The organism is Thiohalospira halophila DSM 15071, assembly GCF_900112605.1.
In the GTDB taxonomy this organism is placed as follows: Bacteria; Pseudomonadota; Gammaproteobacteria; order Thiohalospirales; family Thiohalospiraceae; genus Thiohalospira; species Thiohalospira halophila.
This window is the reverse complement of the sequence record NZ_FOMJ01000006.1, coordinates 1-17366: the sequence shown is the minus strand read 5'-3', so window position 1 is coordinate 17366 and position 17366 is coordinate 1. Positions and strand designations below refer to the sequence as shown.

Here is a 17366-nt window from a genome sequence, read left to right as displayed (position 1 = left end):
GGCCCGGTCGTAGGATGGGCGGGTGATCGGCGCCGTCGAGAGGCGAGAACTTGGAGACACTCTACTTCCTCATCCCCCTGGCCATCCTCCTGCTGGGGATCGCCGCCGCCGGCTTCCTGTGGGCCATTCGCAGCGGCCAGTTCGATGACCTGGAGGGGCCGGCCTACCGCATCCTCATGGACGACGACGACCCGAAGATCCCGGTGCGTCAGCCGCCCCCCGAGGATAAACCCGAGGATCGGTCCCGGGCGCGCGACCCGGCATCGGGGACGGACACCGAGGGCGAGGACCCCGACGGAGGAGGTCCTCGCTAGGGCCCGCGCCCGGCGTGGGCACGGGCAGGGGGGCTGTCGTATACTGCCCGGCCACGAAACGCCACGGCGCCGGGTAGAGGCCCGCATGCGCCCGGGAGAAGTCGCCCCATGGAGGTCATCCGCGGCCTGCACAATCTGCGCCCCGCGCATCGCGGCTCCGCCGTGACCATCGGCAACTTCGACGGCATCCACCGGGGCCACCAGGCCGTGCTGGGACAGCTCGAGGCCGGGGCCCGCGCGCGCGGCCTGCCGGCGACGCTCATCACCTTCGAGCCCCACCCGCTGGAGTACTTCGCCCCGGAGCGGGCCGATGCCCGCATCACGCGACTGCGCGAGAAGGTGGATGCCCTGCGGGCCCAGCCGGTGGAACGGGTGCTCTGCCTGAAGTTCGACGCCCGCCTGGCGGCCATGGCGCCGGAGGAATTCATCCAGCGCGTTCTGGTGGACGGGCTGGGGACCGAGTACCTGGTGGTGGGCGATGACTTCCGCTTCGGGAACCGGCGCGCCGGGACCTTCGAGACCCTGGAGGCCGCCGGGGCCGAGCACGGCTTCGCCGTGGAACGGACCCGGACCTACAGCCTGGACGGCGAGCGCGTCAGCAGCACCCGGGTGCGCAACGCGCTCACCGCCGGCGAGCTGGAGACCGCCGCCGAGCTGCTGGGGCGGCCCTATCGCCTCTGCGGCCGGGTCGTCCACGGCGACCAGCGGGGCCGCACCATCGGCTTCCCCACGGCCAACATCCCCCTCTACCGGCGCAAGCGGCCGCTGTCGGGGGTCTTCGCCGTCTGGCTCACCGTTGACGGCGGTCCGTCGCGGCCGGCGGTGGCCAACGTGGGGACCCGGCCCACCGTGGACGGCACCGAGCCGGTGCTGGAGGTCCACGTCTTCGACTTCGCCGGCGACCTCTACGGCCGCCCGGTGAGCGTGGAGTTCGTGGAGAAGATCCGGGAAGAGCAGCGTTTCGGCTCCCTGGAGGAGCTCACCGCGCAGATCGATGCCGACGCCGCTGCCGCCCGCCGCCGCCTGGGCGTGGAATGACGCCGCGAGACAACGCACTGGAGGAACGCCCGCCGTGGCCGACTACAAGCACACCCTGAACCTGCCCCACACCGACTTCCCCATGCGCGGCAACCTGCCCAAGCGGGAGCCGGACTTCCTCGCCCGCTGGGCCGAGAACGGCCTCTATGAGCGGATCCGCGAGGAGCGCGCCGGGGCACCGACCTACTGGCTTCACGACGGCCCCCCCTACGCCAACGGCGATATCCACATCGGCCACGCCGTGAACAAGGTCCTCAAGGACTTCGTCATCAAGTCCCGGACACTGGGCGGGATGGATGCCCCCTACATCCCCGGGTGGGACTGCCACGGCCTACCCATCGAGCTACAGGTGGAACGCACCGTGGGCAAGGCCGGAGTGGCGGTGAGCCACGCCGAGTTCCGCAACGCCTGCCGTGACTACGCCGCCGAGCAGGTGGAGAACCAGAAGGCCGACTTCATCCGGCTGGGGATCCTGGGCGACTGGGATAACCCCTACCTCACCATGGACCCGCAGATGGAGGCGGATACCATCCGCGCCGTGGGCCGGATCCGGGCGGAGGGCCACATCCACACCGGCTACAAGCCGGTCCACTGGTGCACCGACTGCGGCTCGGCGCTGGCCGAGGCGGAGGTGGAGTACCACGAGATCGCCTCCCCGGCCATCGATGTCCGCTACCGGGTGCTGGACCCGGCGGCCCTCTATGCCCGCTGCCACTACCCGGAGGGCCACGACCACGAGGCCCACGGCGATATCAGTCTCGTGATCTGGACCACTACCCCCTGGACCCTGCCGGCCAGCCAGGGCGTGGCCGTCCACCCCGAGCTGGACTACGCCGTGGCGGAGTGCCCCGGCGTGGGCGACCACCCGCCGGAGCGGCTCATCGTCGCCCAGGAGCTGCTGGAGACCGTCTTCGAGCGCTGGGAGACCGACTACCGCGTGGTGGGCTACTGCCGCGGCACCGACCTGGAGGGGCTCAAGCTCGCCCACCCCTTCTACGAGCGCGAGGTGCCGGTGATCCTCGGCGACCACGTCACCACCGAGGCGGGCACCGGCTGCGTCCACACCGCCCCCGGCCACGGCCAGGAGGACTACGTCGTCGGCCAGCGCTACGGCCTGCCGGTGGACAACCCCGTGCGCGACGACGGCACCTTCATCGAGGACCTGAAGTTCTTCGGCGGCCTCCACGCCCGGGAGGCGAACCCGAAGGTCATCGAGCAGCTGCGTGCCACCGCCACCCTGGTCCACGACCAGGCGCTGCACCACAGCTACCCCCACTGCTGGCGCCACAAGACCCCCATCCTCTTCCGCGCCACGCCCCAGTGGTTCATCGGCATGGACCACGGCGGCCTGCGGGACAAGGCCCTGGCGGCCATCGGCACTACCGACTGGACCCCGGAGTGGGGCGAGGCGCGCATCCGCTCCATGGTGGAGAACCGGCCCGACTGGTGTATCTCCCGCCAGCGGACGTGGGGCACCCCGCTGCCCTTCTTCGTCCACCGCGACAGCGGCGAACTCCACCCGCGCACCGACGAGCTCCTCGAGGCCGTCGCCCAGCGGGTGGAGGCCGGCGGCATGGACGCCTGGTTCGAGCTGGACCCGGCGGAGCTGCTGGGCGACGAGGCGGCGCAGTACCGCAAGATCACCGACACCCTGGACGTCTGGCTGGACTCCGGCGTGACCCACTACACCGTGCTGGAGCAGCGCGCCGGCCTCACCGAGTTCCCCGCCGCCGATCTCTACCTGGAGGGCTCCGACCAGCATCGCGGCTGGTTCCAGTCCTCCCTGCTCACCTCCGTGGCCCTGCGCGGGGTCGCCCCCTACAAGGGGGTACTCACCCACGGCTTCACCGTGGACGAGGGCGGGCGGAAGATGTCCAAGTCCCAGGGCAACGTGGTCGCCCCGCAGAAGGTGGTGGACGAGCTGGGCGCCGACCTGTTGCGGCTGTGGGTCGCCTCCGCCGACTACCGCGCGGAGATGGCCGTCTCCGACCGCATCCTCAAGCAGATGGCCGACGCCTACCGGCGGGTGCGCAACACCGCCCGCTTCCTGCTGGGCAACCTGGCCGACTTCGACCCGGCGGAGCAGGCCCTGGCCCCCGCCGACATGCTCCCCTTCGACCGCTGGATCCTGCGCCGGGCGGTGGAGACCCAGGAGGCCATCCTGGCCGCCTATGACCGCCACGAGTACCACCACGTCTACCAGCGGCTGCACAACTTCTGCGCCGTGGAGCTGGGCTCGATCTACCTGGACGTCATCAAGGACCGCCAGTACACCATGCCGGCGGCCAGCGCCGGCCGGCGCTCGGCCCAGACCGCGGTCTGGCACATCATCGCCGCCCTGGTGCGCTGGATGGCCCCCATCCTCAGCTTCACCGCCGAGGATGTCTGGGACCACCTGCCGGGGCGCTCCACCGACTCCGTCTTCCTCACCACCTGGCATGAGTTCCCGGCCCTGCCGGCGGAGGAGGGGACCGGCGACGGTCTCTGGAGCCGGGCCCTGGAGGTGCGCGAGGCGGTAAGCCGCGAGCTGGAGCAGCTCCGTACCGCTGGCGGCATCGGCGGCGCCCTGGAGGCGGAGGTGGACCTCTACTGCGGCAGCGAGCTGCGCCAGGCCCTGGAGCCCATGGGGGACGAGCTGCGCTTCCTCTTCCTCACCTCCGCCGTCCGGGTGCACTGGGCCACGGATGCCCCGGCGGAGGGCCACCACGTGGAGCTCTCCACCGGTGACGAGGTCTGGATCGCGGTGGCCGCCACCGGGCATGCGCGCTGCGGCCGCTGCTGGCACCACCGCCCCGACGTGGGCGAGCACGCCGACCACCCCGACCTCTGCGGGCGCTGCGTGACCAATATCGCCGGGGACGGCGAGGCGCGGGAGTTCATCTGATGGCGACCGCCCTGCAGCGCCGCCCCATGCTGCGCTGGCTCTGGCTGGCCGCCGTCGTGCTGATTCTGGACTACCTCACCAAGGGGTGGGCGGAGACGGCCCTGCGCGAGGGGATGATCAGTGTGCTGCCCTTCCTGGACCTGCGGCTGGCCTACAACACCGGCGCCGCCTTCTCCCTGCTGGCGGATGCCGGCGGCTGGCAGCGCTGGCTCTTCGCCGCCCTGGCCATCGGCGTGGCGGTGGCCCTGGTGGTCTGGCTGGCGCGCCTGTCCCGGGGCGAGCACCGTCTGGGGGCCGCCCTGGCGCTCATCATCGGCGGGGCAGTGGGCAACCTGGTGGACCGACTGAGTCTGGGCTACGTCATCGACTTCATCGACGTCCACGCCGCCGGGTGGCACTGGCCCGCCTTCAATATCGCCGACAGCGCCATCACCATCGGCGCCGTCCTCCTGCTCTGGGATGCGTTCCGGCCGGGCCGGCACTAGGGCGCCGGCCCACCTTGTTTCGGGCCGCCGCTCTCCCGGATAATGCACCCTTATTCAATCGGCAAGGGATTCTCGATCATGGCCAAGCGTCTTCCCCTCCTCGCCGCGGCGGCCGCCGTGGCCGCCACCCCGGCCGCGGCCACCGAGGTGGAGGTCTCCGGCTCCGCCCAGGCGGAGATCGCCAACTACCGCGATACCGGCGCCAGCGGTGATAACGGCCTCGCCTTCACCGATGCCATGCGCGGGGAGCTCGGCGTGGACGTGGTGGAGGACCTGGGTCAGCAGGTCGCCGTCCTCGCCCGCTATCGGCTGCGGCTGAACACCACCCGCGCCGCCTGGAGCGAGGAGCAGCGCGAGGCCTTCGTGGGGCTGGAGGCCCCCTTCGGCCGGATCACCGCCGGGTCGCTGAAGCCCGCCTACAAGTACACCGGCGGCGTGACCTACGACCCCTTCGCCTGGACCACCCTGGAGGCGCGCTCCAACGCCGGCATGCTCGGCTACGAGCGGCCCCTGTTCGTCTCCACGCCGAGTTTCGGCCAGCACGGCTACATGAGCGACGCCCTGGGTTACGAGGTCACCGGCGAGAACATCGCCTTCCACATCAACGCCAGCCTGGACCAGGGCAACTACCGGACCCGGGACGAGGAGGACGCCACCAGCGACCGGGGCGAGGAGGGCGACTACTCCGCCGCGCTCAAGTTCTTCGGCCGCGACTGGGAGGGCTTTCTGGCCGTCTCCATGAATGACTGGGATGCCGTGGCCGTGAAGGAGGACGAAGACAACCCTGGTGCTGCCGAGTTCGTCCACCTGCTGGACGATGATGGGGGCTATGAAACCATCGGCCGCTCCTTCCAGGCGGCCAAGATCGGCGGCCAGTACGAGGGCGAGGCCCACACCTTCAGCCTCCAGTTCGAGGGCTTCGAGGGAGAAGAGGAGGCCGCCGACGTGGTCGACGCTGAGAATATCGATGTCGGCCTGGGCGACCAGACCGGCTGGAGCGGCTTCGCCGGCTACCAGTTCGATTTCGAGCCCAATACCTACGTCTTCCAGCTCGGCGGCCAGCGGATCTCCAACGACGCCGACCATATTGATGACGTCAACGGCATCTACGCCGCCACCGGCTTCATCCACTCCTTCTCCGAGGAGAGCCGCCTCTTCCTGGGCTACCGCTTCAACCGCTTTACCAGCGACACCGACGAATTCGACTTCAAGCAGCGTACCTGGAGCCTGGGCCTGCGCAAGGACTTCTAGGGGAGTTATCCCCCCGTCGTTCCGGATGGCACGCAGCGCCAGTCCGGGACCTCGAGAACAGGCCGCCGGGGCCTGTCCGGCCGCGTGAGACCCCTCACACCCGTCAACCTCTCCTAACTGGTTGAAATCCCGGCTCGTTCGAGCGGGATTCGTCGCCTCCGGCCGGGGGGCGTGCTATGATCCTCCATCCTGCCCGCATCAAGAGGTCACGGCCTTCATGTCCCAGCAGGACAGTGCCCGTATCCGCGAGATCCCGTACAACTACACCTCATTCTCCGATCGCGAGATCGTCAATCGCTTTCTCGGCGAGGAGATGTGGGAAGTCATCCAGAGCCTGCGCTCGGAGCGTGTCACCGGCATCTCCGCCCGCATGCTCCTGGAGGTCCTGGGCGACCTCTGGGCGGTGACCCGCAACCCCTACATCCAGGACGACCTCATCGAGCACCGCAAGCGGCGGCGCTCCCTGGTCCAGGCCATGCAGCAGCGGCTGGATTCCATCGCCGAGCGCGCCGAGGGGCGCGAGGTGGTCCTGACCCTGGTGGAGCGCGCCCGGGAGGCGGTGCGCCGCTTCGAGGAAGAGCTGGACGCGGAGAAGGACCTGCGCCAGCGTGCCCTCAAGCGCCTGAACAAGGTAACCCGCAAGGACAATATCGACTTCGGCGGCCTGGCCCGGGTCTCCCACGTCACCGACGCCTCCGACTGGCGGGTGGAGTACCCCTTCGTGGTCCTCAACCCGGATACCGAGGCCGAGGTGGCGGAGCTCGTGCGCGCCTGCATCGACCTAGATCTCGTCATCATCCCGCGCGGCGGCGGGACCGGCTACACCGGCGGCGCCGTGCCGCTGTGCCGCAACACCGCGGTCATCAATACCGAGAAGCTGGAAGACCTCTCCGCGGTGGAGGAGCGCGAACTCCCCGGCGACGCCGGCCGCGCCACCACCATCCGCGCCGGCGCCGGCGTGGTCACCAAGCGGGTGGCGGAGAAGGCCGGCGAGGCCGGTTTCGTCTTCGCCGTGGACCCCACCTCCCAGGATGCCTCCTGCATCGGCGGCAACGTCGCCATGAACGCCGGCGGCAAGAAGGCCGTCCTCTGGGGCACCACCCTGGACAACCTGGTGGACTGGCGCATGGTCACCCCCGAGGGGCAGTGGCTGGTGGTGGAGCGCCTGGCCCACAACCGCGGCAAGATCCACGACGTGGACGAGGCGACCTTCCGGATCACCCGCTACGACACCGACTTCACCACCCCGGTGGGGGAGTCCCAGGACCTGACCATCCCGGGCCCCGAGCTGCGCAAGGTCGGCCTGGGCAAGGACGTTACCAACAAGTTCCTGGGCGGTCTGCCCGGCATCCAGAAGGAGGGCTGCGACGGCATCATCACCTCCGCGCGCTTCGTCCTCCACACCATGCCCAGGCACCAGCGCACCGTCTGCCTGGAGTTCTTCGGCGCCGACCTGCGTCGCGCCGTCCCGGCCATCGTGGAGACCAAGGACTATATCGATGGTCGCGATGACGTCGCCCTGGCCGGCATGGAGCACCTGGACGAGCGCTACATCCGGGCGGTGAAGTACTCCACCAAGGCGCCCCGGCGGGATCTGCCCAAGATGGTCCTGCTCATCGACCTGGCCGCCGAGGACGAGACCGCCGTCTCCGACGCCGCCTCCAGGGTGGTGCAGATGGCCAACGCCCGTGGTGGCGAGGGATTCATCGCCGCCAGTGCCGAGGCGCGCCACCGCTTCTGGCTGGACCGCGCCCGCACCGCTGCCATTGCCGCCCACACCAACGCCTTCAAGATCAACGAGGACGTGGTCATCCCGCTGGACCGGCTGGCGGACTACAACGACGGCATCGAGCGCATCAATATCGAGCTCTCCACCGCCAACAAGGTCCGCATGATCGATTCCGTCCTGGAATACCTGGACACCGACATGCCGGAGGTGCGCAAGGCCAAGGACTACGAGCGCTCCGAGGAGGCCGACGCCATCCTGGAGGGCAAGAAGGGCGCGGCCCGGGAGCTGCTGGCGGGCGTCCGCCAGCGCTGGACCACCCTGATGAACAACCTGGACCGGCCCGCCGCCGAGATGACCGAGGTCCTCGTCGATGCCGCCCGGGAGGCGCTGGAGCCGGGGGACACCCTCTTCCGCGTCATGCAGCGCCGGGACGAACGGATCTCCTACCGCGAGGAGGTGGAGCGGCCCCTGGGCGAGATCTTCGGCGGCCAGGACCTGGCCAAGGTACGCAAGCGCTTCGATGAACTCCACCAGGAGATCCGCTCGTCGCGCCTGTTCGTGGCCACTCACATGCACGCCGGGGACGGCAACGTCCACACCAACATCCCGGTGAACTCCAACGACTACGACATGATGCAGGAGGCGGATCGGGTCGTGGATCGGGTCATGGAGCTGGCCCGGGAGCTGGGGGGCGTGATCTCCGGCGAGCACGGTATCGGCCTGACCAAGATGGCCTACATGGAGCCCGAGGCCGTGGCCGCCTTCGCCGACTACAAGCGCGAGGTGGACCCGGACGAGCGCTTCAACCGCGGCAAGCTCATGCCGGGCTCCGGCCTGCAGAACGCCTACACCCCCTCCCTGCGCCTGCTGGACGAGGAAGCCCTGCTGCTGGAGGCCAGCGAGCTCTCCGACCTCAACCACGAGGTCAAGGACTGCCTGCGCTGCGGCAAGTGCAAGCCGGTCTGCATGACCCACATCCCCCGGGCCAACCTGCACTATTCGCCGCGCAACAAGATCCTGGCCACCGGCCTCATCGTCGAGGCCTTCCTCTACGAGGAGCAGACCCGGCGCGGGATCTCGGTGAACCACTTCGAGGAGCTCACCGACGTGGCCGACCACTGCACGGTCTGCCACAAGTGCCTCAATCCCTGCCCGGTGGACATCGACTTCGGCGATGTCTCCATCCGCATGCGCAACATCCTGCGCGAGCAGGGGCAGAAGAAGTTCAACCCGGGCGCGGCGCTCTCCATGGCCTACCTCAACGTCACCGATCCCGGGGCGGTGAAGGCCATGCGCGCCGGCGTCATCCAGCTCGGCTATCGCGCCCAGCGCATGGCCAGCAAGGTCACCCGGGCGCTGACGCCGGTGGACTCGGGCAAGAACCCGCCGGGGAGCACCACCGGCCAGCCCACGGTGACCGAGCAGGTCGTCCACTTCATGAAGAAGCCCATGCCCAACGACATGCCGGCGACCACCACCCGCCAGCAGCTGGGCCTGGAGGACGACTCCATCGTCCCCGTCATCCGCAATCCGGAGACCACCGACGACGACTCCGAGGCGGTCTTCTACTTCCCCGGCTGCGGCTCCGAGCGGCTCTTCTCCCAGATCGGCCTGGCCACCATCGCCATGCTCTGGGAGGCCGGGGCCAAGACGGTCCTGCCGCCGGGCTACCTCTGCTGCGGCTATCCCCAGAGCTCCACCGGCGACGACAAGACCGGCCACGCCATCTCGGTGAACAACCAGGTACTCTTCCATCGGGTGGCCAACACCCTGAACTACCTGGATATCAAGACGGTCATCGTCTCCTGCGGCACCTGCATGGATCAGCTGGAGAAGTACCAGTTCCAGAAGATCTTCCCGGGCTGCCGCCTGCTGGACATCCACGAGTACCTGCTGGAGAAGGGGATGAACGTCGAGGGCGTGGAGGGGGTCCAGTACCTCTACCACGACCCCTGCCACACCCCGATGAAGACCTACAGCCCCACCGACACGGCGGAGAAGCTCATGGGGCAGGAGGTCCAGCTCTCCGACCGCTGCTGCGGCGAGGCCGGTACCCTGGCCGTCTCCCGGCCGGATATCGCCACGCAGCTGCGCTACCGCAAGGAGGAGGAGATCCGCGGCGGTGTGCAGTACTACACCGGCGAGGAGAAGGCGCAGGACAACCAGGTGAAGATGCTCACCTCCTGCCCCGCCTGCCAGCAGGGTCTCTCCCGTTACACCGACGATACCGGCGTGGAGACCGACTACATCGTCGTGGAGATGGCCAACCACCTCCTGGGCGACGGCTGGCAGAAGCAGTTCATCGAGAAGGCGAAGGACCGGGGCATCGAGCGAGTCCTGCTCTAGGCAGGAACAGCGGGAAAGGAACCGTCGTTCCCGCGCAGGCGGGAACCTCGAGAGCGTAGCCGCTGACGCCGGAATCTGCGTTGCAGGCCGGTTCTCGGGGTTCCGGACTGGCGCTGCGTGCCATCGGGAACGACGGGGCCGGGGTTCTCGTCAGGCCGACATCTTCCGGCGGGCCTCCTCGAGGTCGTAGGCGTTCTGCAGCCGGAGCCAGTAGCCCTCGCTGGTGCCGAAGTAGCGGGAGAGGCGGAGGTCGGTGTCGCCGGTGATGCGGCGTCGGCCGCGGGTCAGCTCCCCGATGCGGGTGGCCGGGACGCCGATGGCCTTGGCCAGGCCGTTCTTGCTGAGGCCCATGGGCTCCATGAAATCCTCCAGCAGGATCTCGCCGGGATGGATGTTGGGAAGCTGCTCGGTCATCTCGCCCCCTCCTCAGTGATAGTCGACGATCTCGACGTCATGGGCGTCGCCATCATGGAAACGAAAGCATATCCGCCACTGGCTGTTGATGCGGATGCTGTGCTGCCCTTCCCGGTTTCCCCGCAGCGCCTCCAGCCGGTTGCCTGGCGGGATACGCAGGTCATCGAGGTTGGTCGCCGCTTCCAGCTGCCGCAACTTCTTGAGCGCCGTCCGCTGGATGTCTCGTGGCAACTTGCGCGAGGGGGTTCCGCGCGCGATGGCGGCTGTTCGTCGATCCCTGAAGCTCTTGATCACCTCGGTCCCTCGCGGTGCCTCTCCCTTTAGTATAACGCAGGGCGTTATAGCCACAATGAAGGGAGTGTAACCGGACTCAGCCGGCCCAGCTCGCCAGCCACGCCGGATCCAGGTGGGCCTCCACGGCATCGGCCAGCCGCTCCAGGGAGTCGGCGCGGCGGCGGTGGTGGTCGGAGTCTCCCTCGCCGCTCCAGCCGGCCCAGGCCAGCAGGGTGCGACGGGCCTCCGCCTCGTCGAAGACCCCGTGGAGGTAGGTACCGCGAACCCGATCGTCCGCGCTGCGGGCGCCGTCGGGCCGGCCGTCCAGGGTGGCGGCGGGGCGGGCGGTATCGGAGCCGGTGGTGGTCCCCTGGTGGATCTCGTAGCCGGCCACCGTTGCCCCCTCGGGCTCCAGCCGGCCGGTGACATTGTGGAGCTGCTTCTCCGGGCCCAGGGTGGTCTCCAGATCCAGCCAGCCCAGCCCCGCCTCGGAGCCGGGCTCCCCCTCGCAGCCCTCGGGGTCGTGGATCCAGTGGCCGAGCATCTGGTAGCCGCCGCAGATCCCCAGCACCCGTCCGCCGTAGCGGAGGTGGCGCGCCAGCGCGGCGTCCCAGCCCTGCTCGCGCAGCCACGCCCGATCGGCGCGGACGTTCTTGGAGCCGGGGAGGACGACCAGGTCCGCCCCCGGCGTCTCCCCCGGGCCGGCAAAGAGGAGCTCCACCCCCGGGTGGTCGCGCAGGGGGTCGAGGTCGGTGTGGTTGCTGATCCGGGGTAGCGCCGGGACGACCACGCGCAGCCGGTCGGCCCCCTCCCCGGAGCCGGCGGAGCCGTCCAGCCGGTCCTCGGCATCGAGATGCAGCCCGGGGAGGAAGGGCAGGGTCCCCAGCACCGGCTTGCCGGTGTACTCGGTGAACCAGTCCAGCCCCGGCTGGAGCAGCGCCGGGTCGCCGCGGAAGCGATTGATGACGCAGCCGGCCACGCGGGCGCGCTCGCTGGCGGAGAGCAGCTCCAGTGTCCCCACCAGCTGGGCGAAGACGCCGCCGCGGTCGATATCGGCCACCAGGATCACCGGGCAGTCCACCGCCTCGGCGAAGCCCATGTTGGCGATGTCGTGCTCCCGGAGATTCACCTCCGCCGGGGAGCCGGCCCCCTCCACCACGATGACCTCGAAGCGCGCGGCCAGCCGGGCGTGGGCGGCCAGGACCGCCTCCCGGGCGGTGGCCTTGTAGTCGTGGTAGGCCACGGCATCCAGGGTGCCGATGGAGCGCCCGCCGACGATGACCTGGGCTCCCCGGTCGGTGGCCGGCTTGAGCAGGACGGGATTGAAGTCCACCTCCGCCGGGATCCCGGCGGCCTCGGCCTGGAGCGCCTGGGCGCGGCCGATCTCGCCGCCATCGGCGGTGACCGCCGAGTTCAGCGCCATGTTCTGGGGCTTGAAGGGGGCCACGGAGACGCCGCGCCGGGCCAGCACCCGGCAGAGCCCGGCCACCAGCAGGCTCTTGCCGGCGTCGGAGGTGGTCCCCTGGACCATGAGGGTTCTCGTCATGGCCGTATTGTCGCACACGCCGGCCCTGATGCCGCTGCGTCTTGCCGGTGGGAATGGGCTCGGCTACGCTCTTTCCAAATACAGGAGCAGGGGTTCATGGATGAGCCCGACCATCCTTCGGCAAGGAGGGTGCCGGTTCTTCTTCTTTTCCCGGGAAGAGCCGCGCATGCATGTCCACGTCCAGTGTGGAGGGGGAGAGGCCAAATTCTGGCTGTCGCCGGAGGTGGAACTGGCCCGGGCCAGTGGCCTGGATCTCCGGCAGCTTCGCGTCATTGATGCCACCGTCCGGGAGCACCACCATGCATTCCAGCGAGCCTGGCGAGCCCATTTCGGGGGCTGAGGTTACCGCCATTACCGCAGGCGGGGTCGCGCTTCGAGCCTCGGATGGCTCGGAGTGGTTCCTCCCGTTCGAGGAATACCCCTGGTTCCGCGAGGCGCGTGTGGATGCGGTTCTCCGGGTCGAAGAGCCGGTACCGGGCCAGCTCCACTGGCCGGAACTGGATGTCGATCTCAGTACCGAGATCCTGCGCTCGCCGGACCACTACCCCCTCCGCGCCGGCTGACCTCCCACCACCCCGGCGCCCCTGCTAGACTGGCCGGCTCCCCCGCCGATCGCCGGAGCCCATGGAACTGCCCCTGGCCACCGCCGCCATTGTCACCGCCCTGGTCGCCGACCACCTCCTGGGTGAGCCGCGCCGCCATCCCCTGGCGCTCTTCGGGCGGGCGGTCCAGGCGGTGGAGGCGCGCTGGTATGCGCCCACTATCCGCCGCGGCGCCGTGCTGGCGGGCCTGCTGGTGGTTCCACCGGCGCTGGCGGCGGGCTGGCTGGCCGCCCTGCCCGGGGCGGGCTGGTTCCTGGAGGTCGCGCTGCTCTGGCTCGCCGTGGGCGGGCGCAGCCTCACCGACCACGCCGGTGCGGTGGCCGCCCCCCTGGCCCGTGGCGACCTGGCCGGCGCCCGCTCGGCGGTGGCGATGCTGGTGAGCCGCGACCCGGCCGCCCTGGAGGCGGACGGGATCGCCGCCGCGACCACCGAGTCGGTACTGGAGAACGGCAATGATGCGGTGATCGCCGCGCTCTTCTGGTACCTGGTGGCCGGGGCCGCCGGGCTGGTCGCCTTCCGGCTCATCAATACCCTGGACGCCATGTGGGGCTACCGCACCGAGCGCTACGACCGCTTCGGGCGGGTCGCCGCCCGCGCCGATGACCTGCTGGGCTGGCTCCCCGCCCGCCTCACCGCCGCCGCCTACGCCGTGGCCGGCAATACGAGTCGGGCCATCCGCTGCTGGCGGACCCAGGGGCGGCGGTGGAAGAGCCCCAATGCCGGCCCGGTGATGGCCGCCGGGGCCGGGGCGCTGGGGATCCGCCTGGGTGGGCCCGCCCCCTACCACGGCCGCACCGAGGTCCGCCCGGCGCTGGGGGAGGGGCGGGCCGCCACCGCCGATGATATCCACCGCGCGGGGAAACTCCTTGGCCGCGCCGTCATCGGCCTGGTGGGGGTCGCGCTGGTTGTCGAGTTGCTCCTGCGGGGATGGGCATGACGGCCCACGGGGGCGATATCGCCGCCGCCGCCCGGCGCTGGGGGATCCCGGCCGGGGAGTGGCTGGATCTCTCCACCGGCATCAATCCCGTGCCCTGGCCGGTCCCCCGACCACCGGAGTCGGTCTGGCACCGGCTGCCCGAGGATGACGGCCGCCTGGAGGCCGCCGCCACCGACTACTACGGCACCGACCAGCTCCTGGCGGTCCCCGGCTCCCAGGCGGCCATCCAGGCCCTGCCGACCGCCCTGGGCGCCCGGGGCTGGCGAGTGGGCATCACCCACCCGGGCTACGTCGAGCACGCCGCCGCCTGGTCGGCCGCGGGCTGCGAGGTCGTCCCCGTCCCCCCGGAGGGGCCGGCGGACCTGCACGGCCTGGATGCCCTGGTGGTGATCCAGCCCAACAATCCCACGGGGGCGACCCTCCCCGCCGAGCGTCTGGCCGCCTGGCGGGGGGAGCTGGCCGACCGCGGCGGCTGGCTGGTCATCGATGCCGCCTTCGCCGATAGCGGCGAGGGACCAACGGCGGCGGAGGAGGTCGGCGCGCCCGGGCTGGTGGTCCTGCGCTCGGTGGGCAAGTTCTTCGGCCTGGCCGGGATCCGGCTGGGCTTCGCCCTGGCCCCGCCCGGGGTGCGCCGGGCCCTGGCCGAGCAGATGGGCCCCTGGTCGGTCTCCGGGCCGGCGCGCTGGGCCGGGGCCGGCGCCCTGGCGGATACCGCCTGGCAGGCCGAGGCGCGGGCGCGCCTGGTCGCCGACTCGGCGCGGCTGGCGGAATTATTGAACCAGGCCGGCCTGCCGCCCACCGGCGGCACGCCGCTCTTTCAGTACGTGGAGACCGAGCGGGCCGTCGCGGTGGAAGAGGCCCTGGCCCGGCGCGCCATCCGTGTACGCCGCTTCGACCACCCGCCGGCGCTGCGCTTCGGCCTCCCCGCCGGGGAGGCGGACTGGCAGCGGCTGGCGACGGCCCTTCAGGAGATCACTCCACAGGAGATCGCCCCATGACGACTCGATACTCGCTCTCCCCGCTACTGGCCCTCTTCCTGCTCGTGCCCGGCCTCGCTGCCGCCGTGACGGTGCAGGACGGCCTGGGCGAGGAACTGGAACTGGCCGAGCCGGCGGAGCGCATCGTCTCCCTGGCGCCCCACGCCACGGAGATGCTCTTCGCCGCCGGGGCCGGGGAGCGGGTGGTGGCCGTCTCCAGCCACAGCGACCATCCCCCGGAGGCGGCGGAACGCACCGACATCGGCGGCTACAGCGGCCCCGACATGGAGGCGATCCTCGCCGCCGAACCGGACCTGGTGGTCGCCTGGGCGGAGGGCAACCCGCGCGGGCCGGTGCGCCGGCTGCGGGAGCTGGGGGTGCCGGTCTTCGTCAGCGACCCGCGCGGCCTGGCCGACATCCCCGCCGAGCTGCGCGCCCTGGGCCGGCTGGCCGGGACGGGCGAGACCGCCGAGCCGGCCGCCGACGATTTCACCGAGCGCGTGGCCGCCCTGCGGGAGGCGCACCAGGGGGCGGCCCCGCTGCGGGTCTTCTACGCCATCTGGGATCGGCCGCTGATGACCCTGAGCCGCGGCCACCCGGTCACCGAGGTCATGGAGCTCTGTGGCGGGGTCAACGTCTTTGCGGATGCCGAGGGCGCCTCGCCGCGGATCAGCGAGGAGGCGGTGCTGGCGGCCGAGCCGGAGGTCATCATCGCCGGCGGCATGGGCGAGGAGCAGCCGGAGTGGCTGGAGCGCTGGCGCCGGTGGCCGGAGTTGCCGGCGGTGGCCGACGATAATCTCTTCTTCATCAAGCCGGATATCCTGCAGCGCACCGGCCCGCGGCTGGTGGAGGGCGCCGAGCGACTCTGCGCGGTGCTGGACCAGGCACGGGAGCGGGCGCAATGACCAGCCTGACAGCGGATAGCCAGGACGAGATGGACGCCCGGCTGGCGGAGTACCCGGCCGCGGTGGTCTGGTTCTCCACCCCCGATTGCCACGTCTGCCACGCCCTGCGGCCGAAGGTGGAGGCCCTGCTGGCCGAGGAATTCCCCCGCGCGGCCCTCATCGCCGTGGACGCCGCCGCCCATCCGGAGGTGGCGGGTCAGTGGGTGGTCACCGCCGCGCCCACCGCCGTGATCTGCCTGGAGGGCCGGGAGGGCCAGCGGCTCTCCCGCAGCTTCGGCGTCGACGCCGTCCGCCAGGCCCTGGCCCGACCCTACGGCCTGCTCTTCGACGACTAGCACCCACTACCATCGAGGTTCCGGATGGCGCGGTAGCGCCAGTCCGGAACCTCGAGAACAGGCCGCCGACTGCCCTTCGACAGAGAGGTGGGGCTAGTCCTGGCCGTCGTCGAAGATCTCGGCCGGTTCCGTCGCGGTTAGGATCCGCTCGGACCAGCGCAGCAGGGTCTCGGCATCGGCGCCCTCTACTCGGGGGCGCCAGCTCTCCATGGCCTCCTTGCCGAACTTCCGTTCCAGCTGGCGCAGCAACAGGGCCGCCTCGCCCTGGGTGCGGCCCTGCTCCAGGCCCTGCTCCAGGCCCTGCTCCAGGCCTTGTTCCAGGCCTTGTTCCAGGCCCTGCTCCCGGCCCTCTTCCAGGCCCTTTTGCAGCCCCTGCTGTTTCCACTGCTCCTGCCATTCCTTTACGCGCTCGGACAGCATGCTTTCCATCTCCCGCAGGTCGTTGGTCGGGGGGAACTCCGTGTCACCGAAGCGGCCGGGGAGGATGACCCGTCCCAGCCAGACGCAGAAGGCCCGGCGCAGGGACCGCTGCGCGGGCGTTTGCAACCACTCTACCAGCCGATGGACCACGGTTTGGAGATCTTCCGGTTTGCGGCTGTGCTCCAGCCGGAAGACGGCGGCGGCCAGGTTGCGCTCCGGGAGTTCGGCCTCCCGGAAGGCGCCCTCGTCCAGCAGCAGGTAGCGGAAATCGGGGCGATAGGCCTCGAGTCCGCCCGGTACCGGGGTGATGAGTTCGGCCATTTCCACCGGGGCGGTCCAGCGCCGCTCTCCATTATAGAGGACCAGGGGCAGGACGGGAGGCAGCCGGCCGTCGGGGGCGAGCTCTCCGGCCTTGAGGAGGTCCTGATAGAGCAGGCCCAGGTAGGTGAGCAGGCGCACCGCCATGAAGCGGTCCACCGTGGACTGGAATTCCAGGAGGAGGTAGACGTAGCACCAGCCCTCGCCCCAGCGGACGCGCCAGACCAGGTCATCCTCCCGCTCCCGGAGGTCGTCGCTGACGTAGTGGCCGCTTACTCGTTCCAGGCTGGCGAGGTCGAGCTCCTCCACCCAGGGCTCGTTCACGAAGCCGGTGAGCAGGTCGGCCACCAGCTCCGGGTGGCTGAACAGGTGTTTGTAGCCGTGGTCGTGGTCCATGAGCCCCTCCCTGGGCGACTGGACGAATTCGGTCCGGTGGCCACTCCGTGGCCGGCGTCTGGTGACCGTGGCGATATTCTACCCGGGCCGGGATGGGGTGCTCCACCCGGGCCGGGATGGGGTGCTCCACAGGGATCCAAAAACCTTCCCGATATCGTCGTTCCGGATGGCGCGGTAGCGCCAGTCCGGAACCTCG

General features: G+C 70.4%; 16 protein-coding genes. 12 read left to right on the top strand and 4 right to left on the bottom strand.

All coding sequences use genetic code 11. The features are described from left to right. Window positions 1–50 precede the first annotated feature (50 nt). From ccoS to BM272_RS08845, 6 genes are all read left to right on the top strand, one after another. Entirely contained in the window at window positions 51–314 is a 264-nt protein-coding gene (gene ccoS, locus BM272_RS08870) for a cbb3-type cytochrome oxidase assembly protein CcoS (protein WP_093428432.1), read from the top strand. A gap of 108 nt (window positions 315–422) precedes the next feature. Beyond that, the gene (ribF, locus tag BM272_RS08865; protein WP_093428431.1) at window positions 423–1352 is read left to right on the top strand and encodes a bifunctional riboflavin kinase/FAD synthetase; all 930 of its coding nucleotides are present in this window, start codon (window positions 423–425) and stop codon (window positions 1350–1352) included. A gap of 34 nt (window positions 1353–1386) precedes the next feature. After that, entirely contained in the window at window positions 1387–4236 is a 2850-nt protein-coding gene (gene ileS, locus BM272_RS08860) for an isoleucine--tRNA ligase (protein ID WP_093428430.1), read from the top strand. 26 nt (window positions 4237–4262) lie between these two features. Continuing rightward, window positions 4263–4721: a signal peptidase II gene (gene lspA / locus BM272_RS08855; RefSeq protein ID WP_093428620.1), complete on the top strand. Its 459-nt coding sequence runs from the start codon at window positions 4263–4265 to the stop codon at window positions 4719–4721. 78 nt (window positions 4722–4799) lie between these two features. Further along, the gene (locus BM272_RS08850; protein ID WP_159433053.1) at window positions 4800–5972 is read left to right on the top strand and encodes a porin; all 1173 of its coding nucleotides are present in this window, start codon (window positions 4800–4802) and stop codon (window positions 5970–5972) included. Between the two features lie 217 nt (window positions 5973–6189). Further along, entirely contained in the window at window positions 6190–10047 is a 3858-nt protein-coding gene (locus tag BM272_RS08845; protein WP_093428428.1) for a DUF3683 domain-containing protein, read from the top strand. Between the two features lie 150 nt (window positions 10048–10197). Here the strand turns inward: BM272_RS08845 and BM272_RS08840 are convergent, their stop codons facing one another. The 3 genes from BM272_RS08840 to BM272_RS08830 form a co-directional block, all read right to left on the bottom strand. Further along, window positions 10198–10461: a HigA family addiction module antitoxin gene (locus BM272_RS08840; protein WP_093428427.1), complete on the bottom strand. Its 264-nt coding sequence runs from the start codon at window positions 10459–10461 to the stop codon at window positions 10198–10200. Window positions 10462–10473: 12 nt separating this feature from the next. Then, complete coding sequence (locus BM272_RS08835; RefSeq protein WP_093428426.1) at window positions 10474–10755, bottom strand: type II toxin-antitoxin system RelE/ParE family toxin; 282 nt, start codon at window positions 10753–10755, stop codon at window positions 10474–10476. 76 nt (window positions 10756–10831) lie between these two features. Continuing rightward, window positions 10832–12280, bottom strand: coding sequence for a cobyric acid synthase (locus BM272_RS08830; protein ID WP_093428425.1), 1449 nt, complete (start codon window positions 12278–12280; stop codon window positions 10832–10834). A 100-nt stretch (window positions 12281–12380) separates the two neighbouring features. On the opposite strand from BM272_RS08830, the gene BM272_RS08825 reads away from it, so the two are divergent. The 6 genes from BM272_RS08825 (at window position 12381) to BM272_RS08800 (ending at window position 16036) form a co-directional block, all read left to right on the top strand. After that, window positions 12381–12620: a DUF4160 domain-containing protein gene (locus BM272_RS08825; protein ID WP_093428619.1), complete on the top strand. Its 240-nt coding sequence runs from the start codon at window positions 12381–12383 to the stop codon at window positions 12618–12620. Beyond that, window positions 12580–12843 carry a DUF2442 domain-containing protein gene (locus BM272_RS08820; RefSeq protein ID WP_093428424.1) on the top strand — a complete coding sequence of 88 codons (264 nt, stop codon included), beginning with the start codon at window positions 12580–12582 and terminating at the stop codon, window positions 12841–12843. The genes BM272_RS08825 and BM272_RS08820 overlap by 41 nt, the downstream gene beginning before the upstream one ends. Before the next feature lie 61 nt (window positions 12844–12904). Next, window positions 12905–13819, top strand: coding sequence for an adenosylcobinamide-phosphate synthase CbiB (gene cbiB, locus BM272_RS08815; RefSeq protein ID WP_399349380.1), 915 nt, complete (start codon window positions 12905–12907; stop codon window positions 13817–13819). Next, window positions 13816–14817: a threonine-phosphate decarboxylase CobD gene (gene cobD, locus BM272_RS08810; RefSeq protein ID WP_205407787.1), complete on the top strand. Its 1002-nt coding sequence runs from the start codon at window positions 13816–13818 to the stop codon at window positions 14815–14817. Before cbiB ends, cobD begins: the two co-directional genes overlap by 4 nt. Next, entirely contained in the window at window positions 14814–15701 is an 888-nt protein-coding gene (locus BM272_RS08805; protein WP_205407786.1) for a cobalamin-binding protein, read from the top strand. The genes cobD and BM272_RS08805 overlap by 4 nt, the downstream gene beginning before the upstream one ends. After that, window positions 15698–16036, top strand: coding sequence for a thioredoxin family protein (locus BM272_RS08800; protein WP_093428423.1), 339 nt, complete (start codon window positions 15698–15700; stop codon window positions 16034–16036). Before BM272_RS08805 ends, BM272_RS08800 begins: the two co-directional genes overlap by 4 nt. 93 nt (window positions 16037–16129) lie before the next feature. On the opposite strand, the gene BM272_RS08795 is transcribed toward BM272_RS08800, so the two are convergent. Continuing rightward, a complete protein-coding gene (locus tag BM272_RS08795) occupies window positions 16130–17170 on the bottom strand; it encodes an Rpn family recombination-promoting nuclease/putative transposase (RefSeq protein ID WP_093428422.1) in 1041 nt (346 codons plus the stop codon). Window positions 17171–17366: the final 196 nt, after the last annotated feature.

Excerpts from the sequence above, each read along its gene's own strand:
- ribF (WP_093428431.1), top strand. The coding sequence starts at position 423 with ATGGAGGTCATCCGCGGCCTGCACAATCTGCGCCCCGCGCATCGCGGC.
- lspA (WP_093428620.1), top strand. The coding sequence starts at position 4,263 with ATGCTGCGCTGGCTCTGGCTGGCCGCCGTCGTGCTGATTCTGGACTAC.
- BM272_RS08850 (WP_159433053.1), top strand. The coding sequence starts at position 4,800 with ATGGCCAAGCGTCTTCCCCTCCTCGCCGCGGCGGCCGCCGTGGCCGCC.
- BM272_RS08845 (WP_093428428.1), top strand. The coding sequence starts at position 6,190 with ATGTCCCAGCAGGACAGTGCCCGTATCCGCGAGATCCCGTACAACTAC.
- BM272_RS08840 (WP_093428427.1), bottom strand. The coding sequence starts at position 10,461 with ATGACCGAGCAGCTTCCCAACATCCATCCCGGCGAGATCCTGCTGGAG.
- BM272_RS08830 (WP_093428425.1), bottom strand. The coding sequence starts at position 12,280 with ATGACGAGAACCCTCATGGTCCAGGGGACCACCTCCGACGCCGGCAAG.
- BM272_RS08825 (WP_093428619.1), top strand. The coding sequence starts at position 12,381 with ATGAGCCCGACCATCCTTCGGCAAGGAGGGTGCCGGTTCTTCTTCTTT.
- BM272_RS08820 (WP_093428424.1), top strand. The coding sequence starts at position 12,580 with ATGCATTCCAGCGAGCCTGGCGAGCCCATTTCGGGGGCTGAGGTTACC.
- cbiB (WP_399349380.1), top strand. The coding sequence starts at position 12,905 with ATGGAACTGCCCCTGGCCACCGCCGCCATTGTCACCGCCCTGGTCGCC.
- cobD (WP_205407787.1), top strand. The coding sequence starts at position 13,816 with ATGACGGCCCACGGGGGCGATATCGCCGCCGCCGCCCGGCGCTGGGGG.
- BM272_RS08805 (WP_205407786.1), top strand. The coding sequence starts at position 14,814 with ATGACGACTCGATACTCGCTCTCCCCGCTACTGGCCCTCTTCCTGCTC.
- BM272_RS08800 (WP_093428423.1), top strand. The coding sequence starts at position 15,698 with ATGACCAGCCTGACAGCGGATAGCCAGGACGAGATGGACGCCCGGCTG.
- BM272_RS08795 (WP_093428422.1), bottom strand. The coding sequence starts at position 17,170 with ATGGACCACGACCACGGCTACAAACACCTGTTCAGCCACCCGGAGCTG.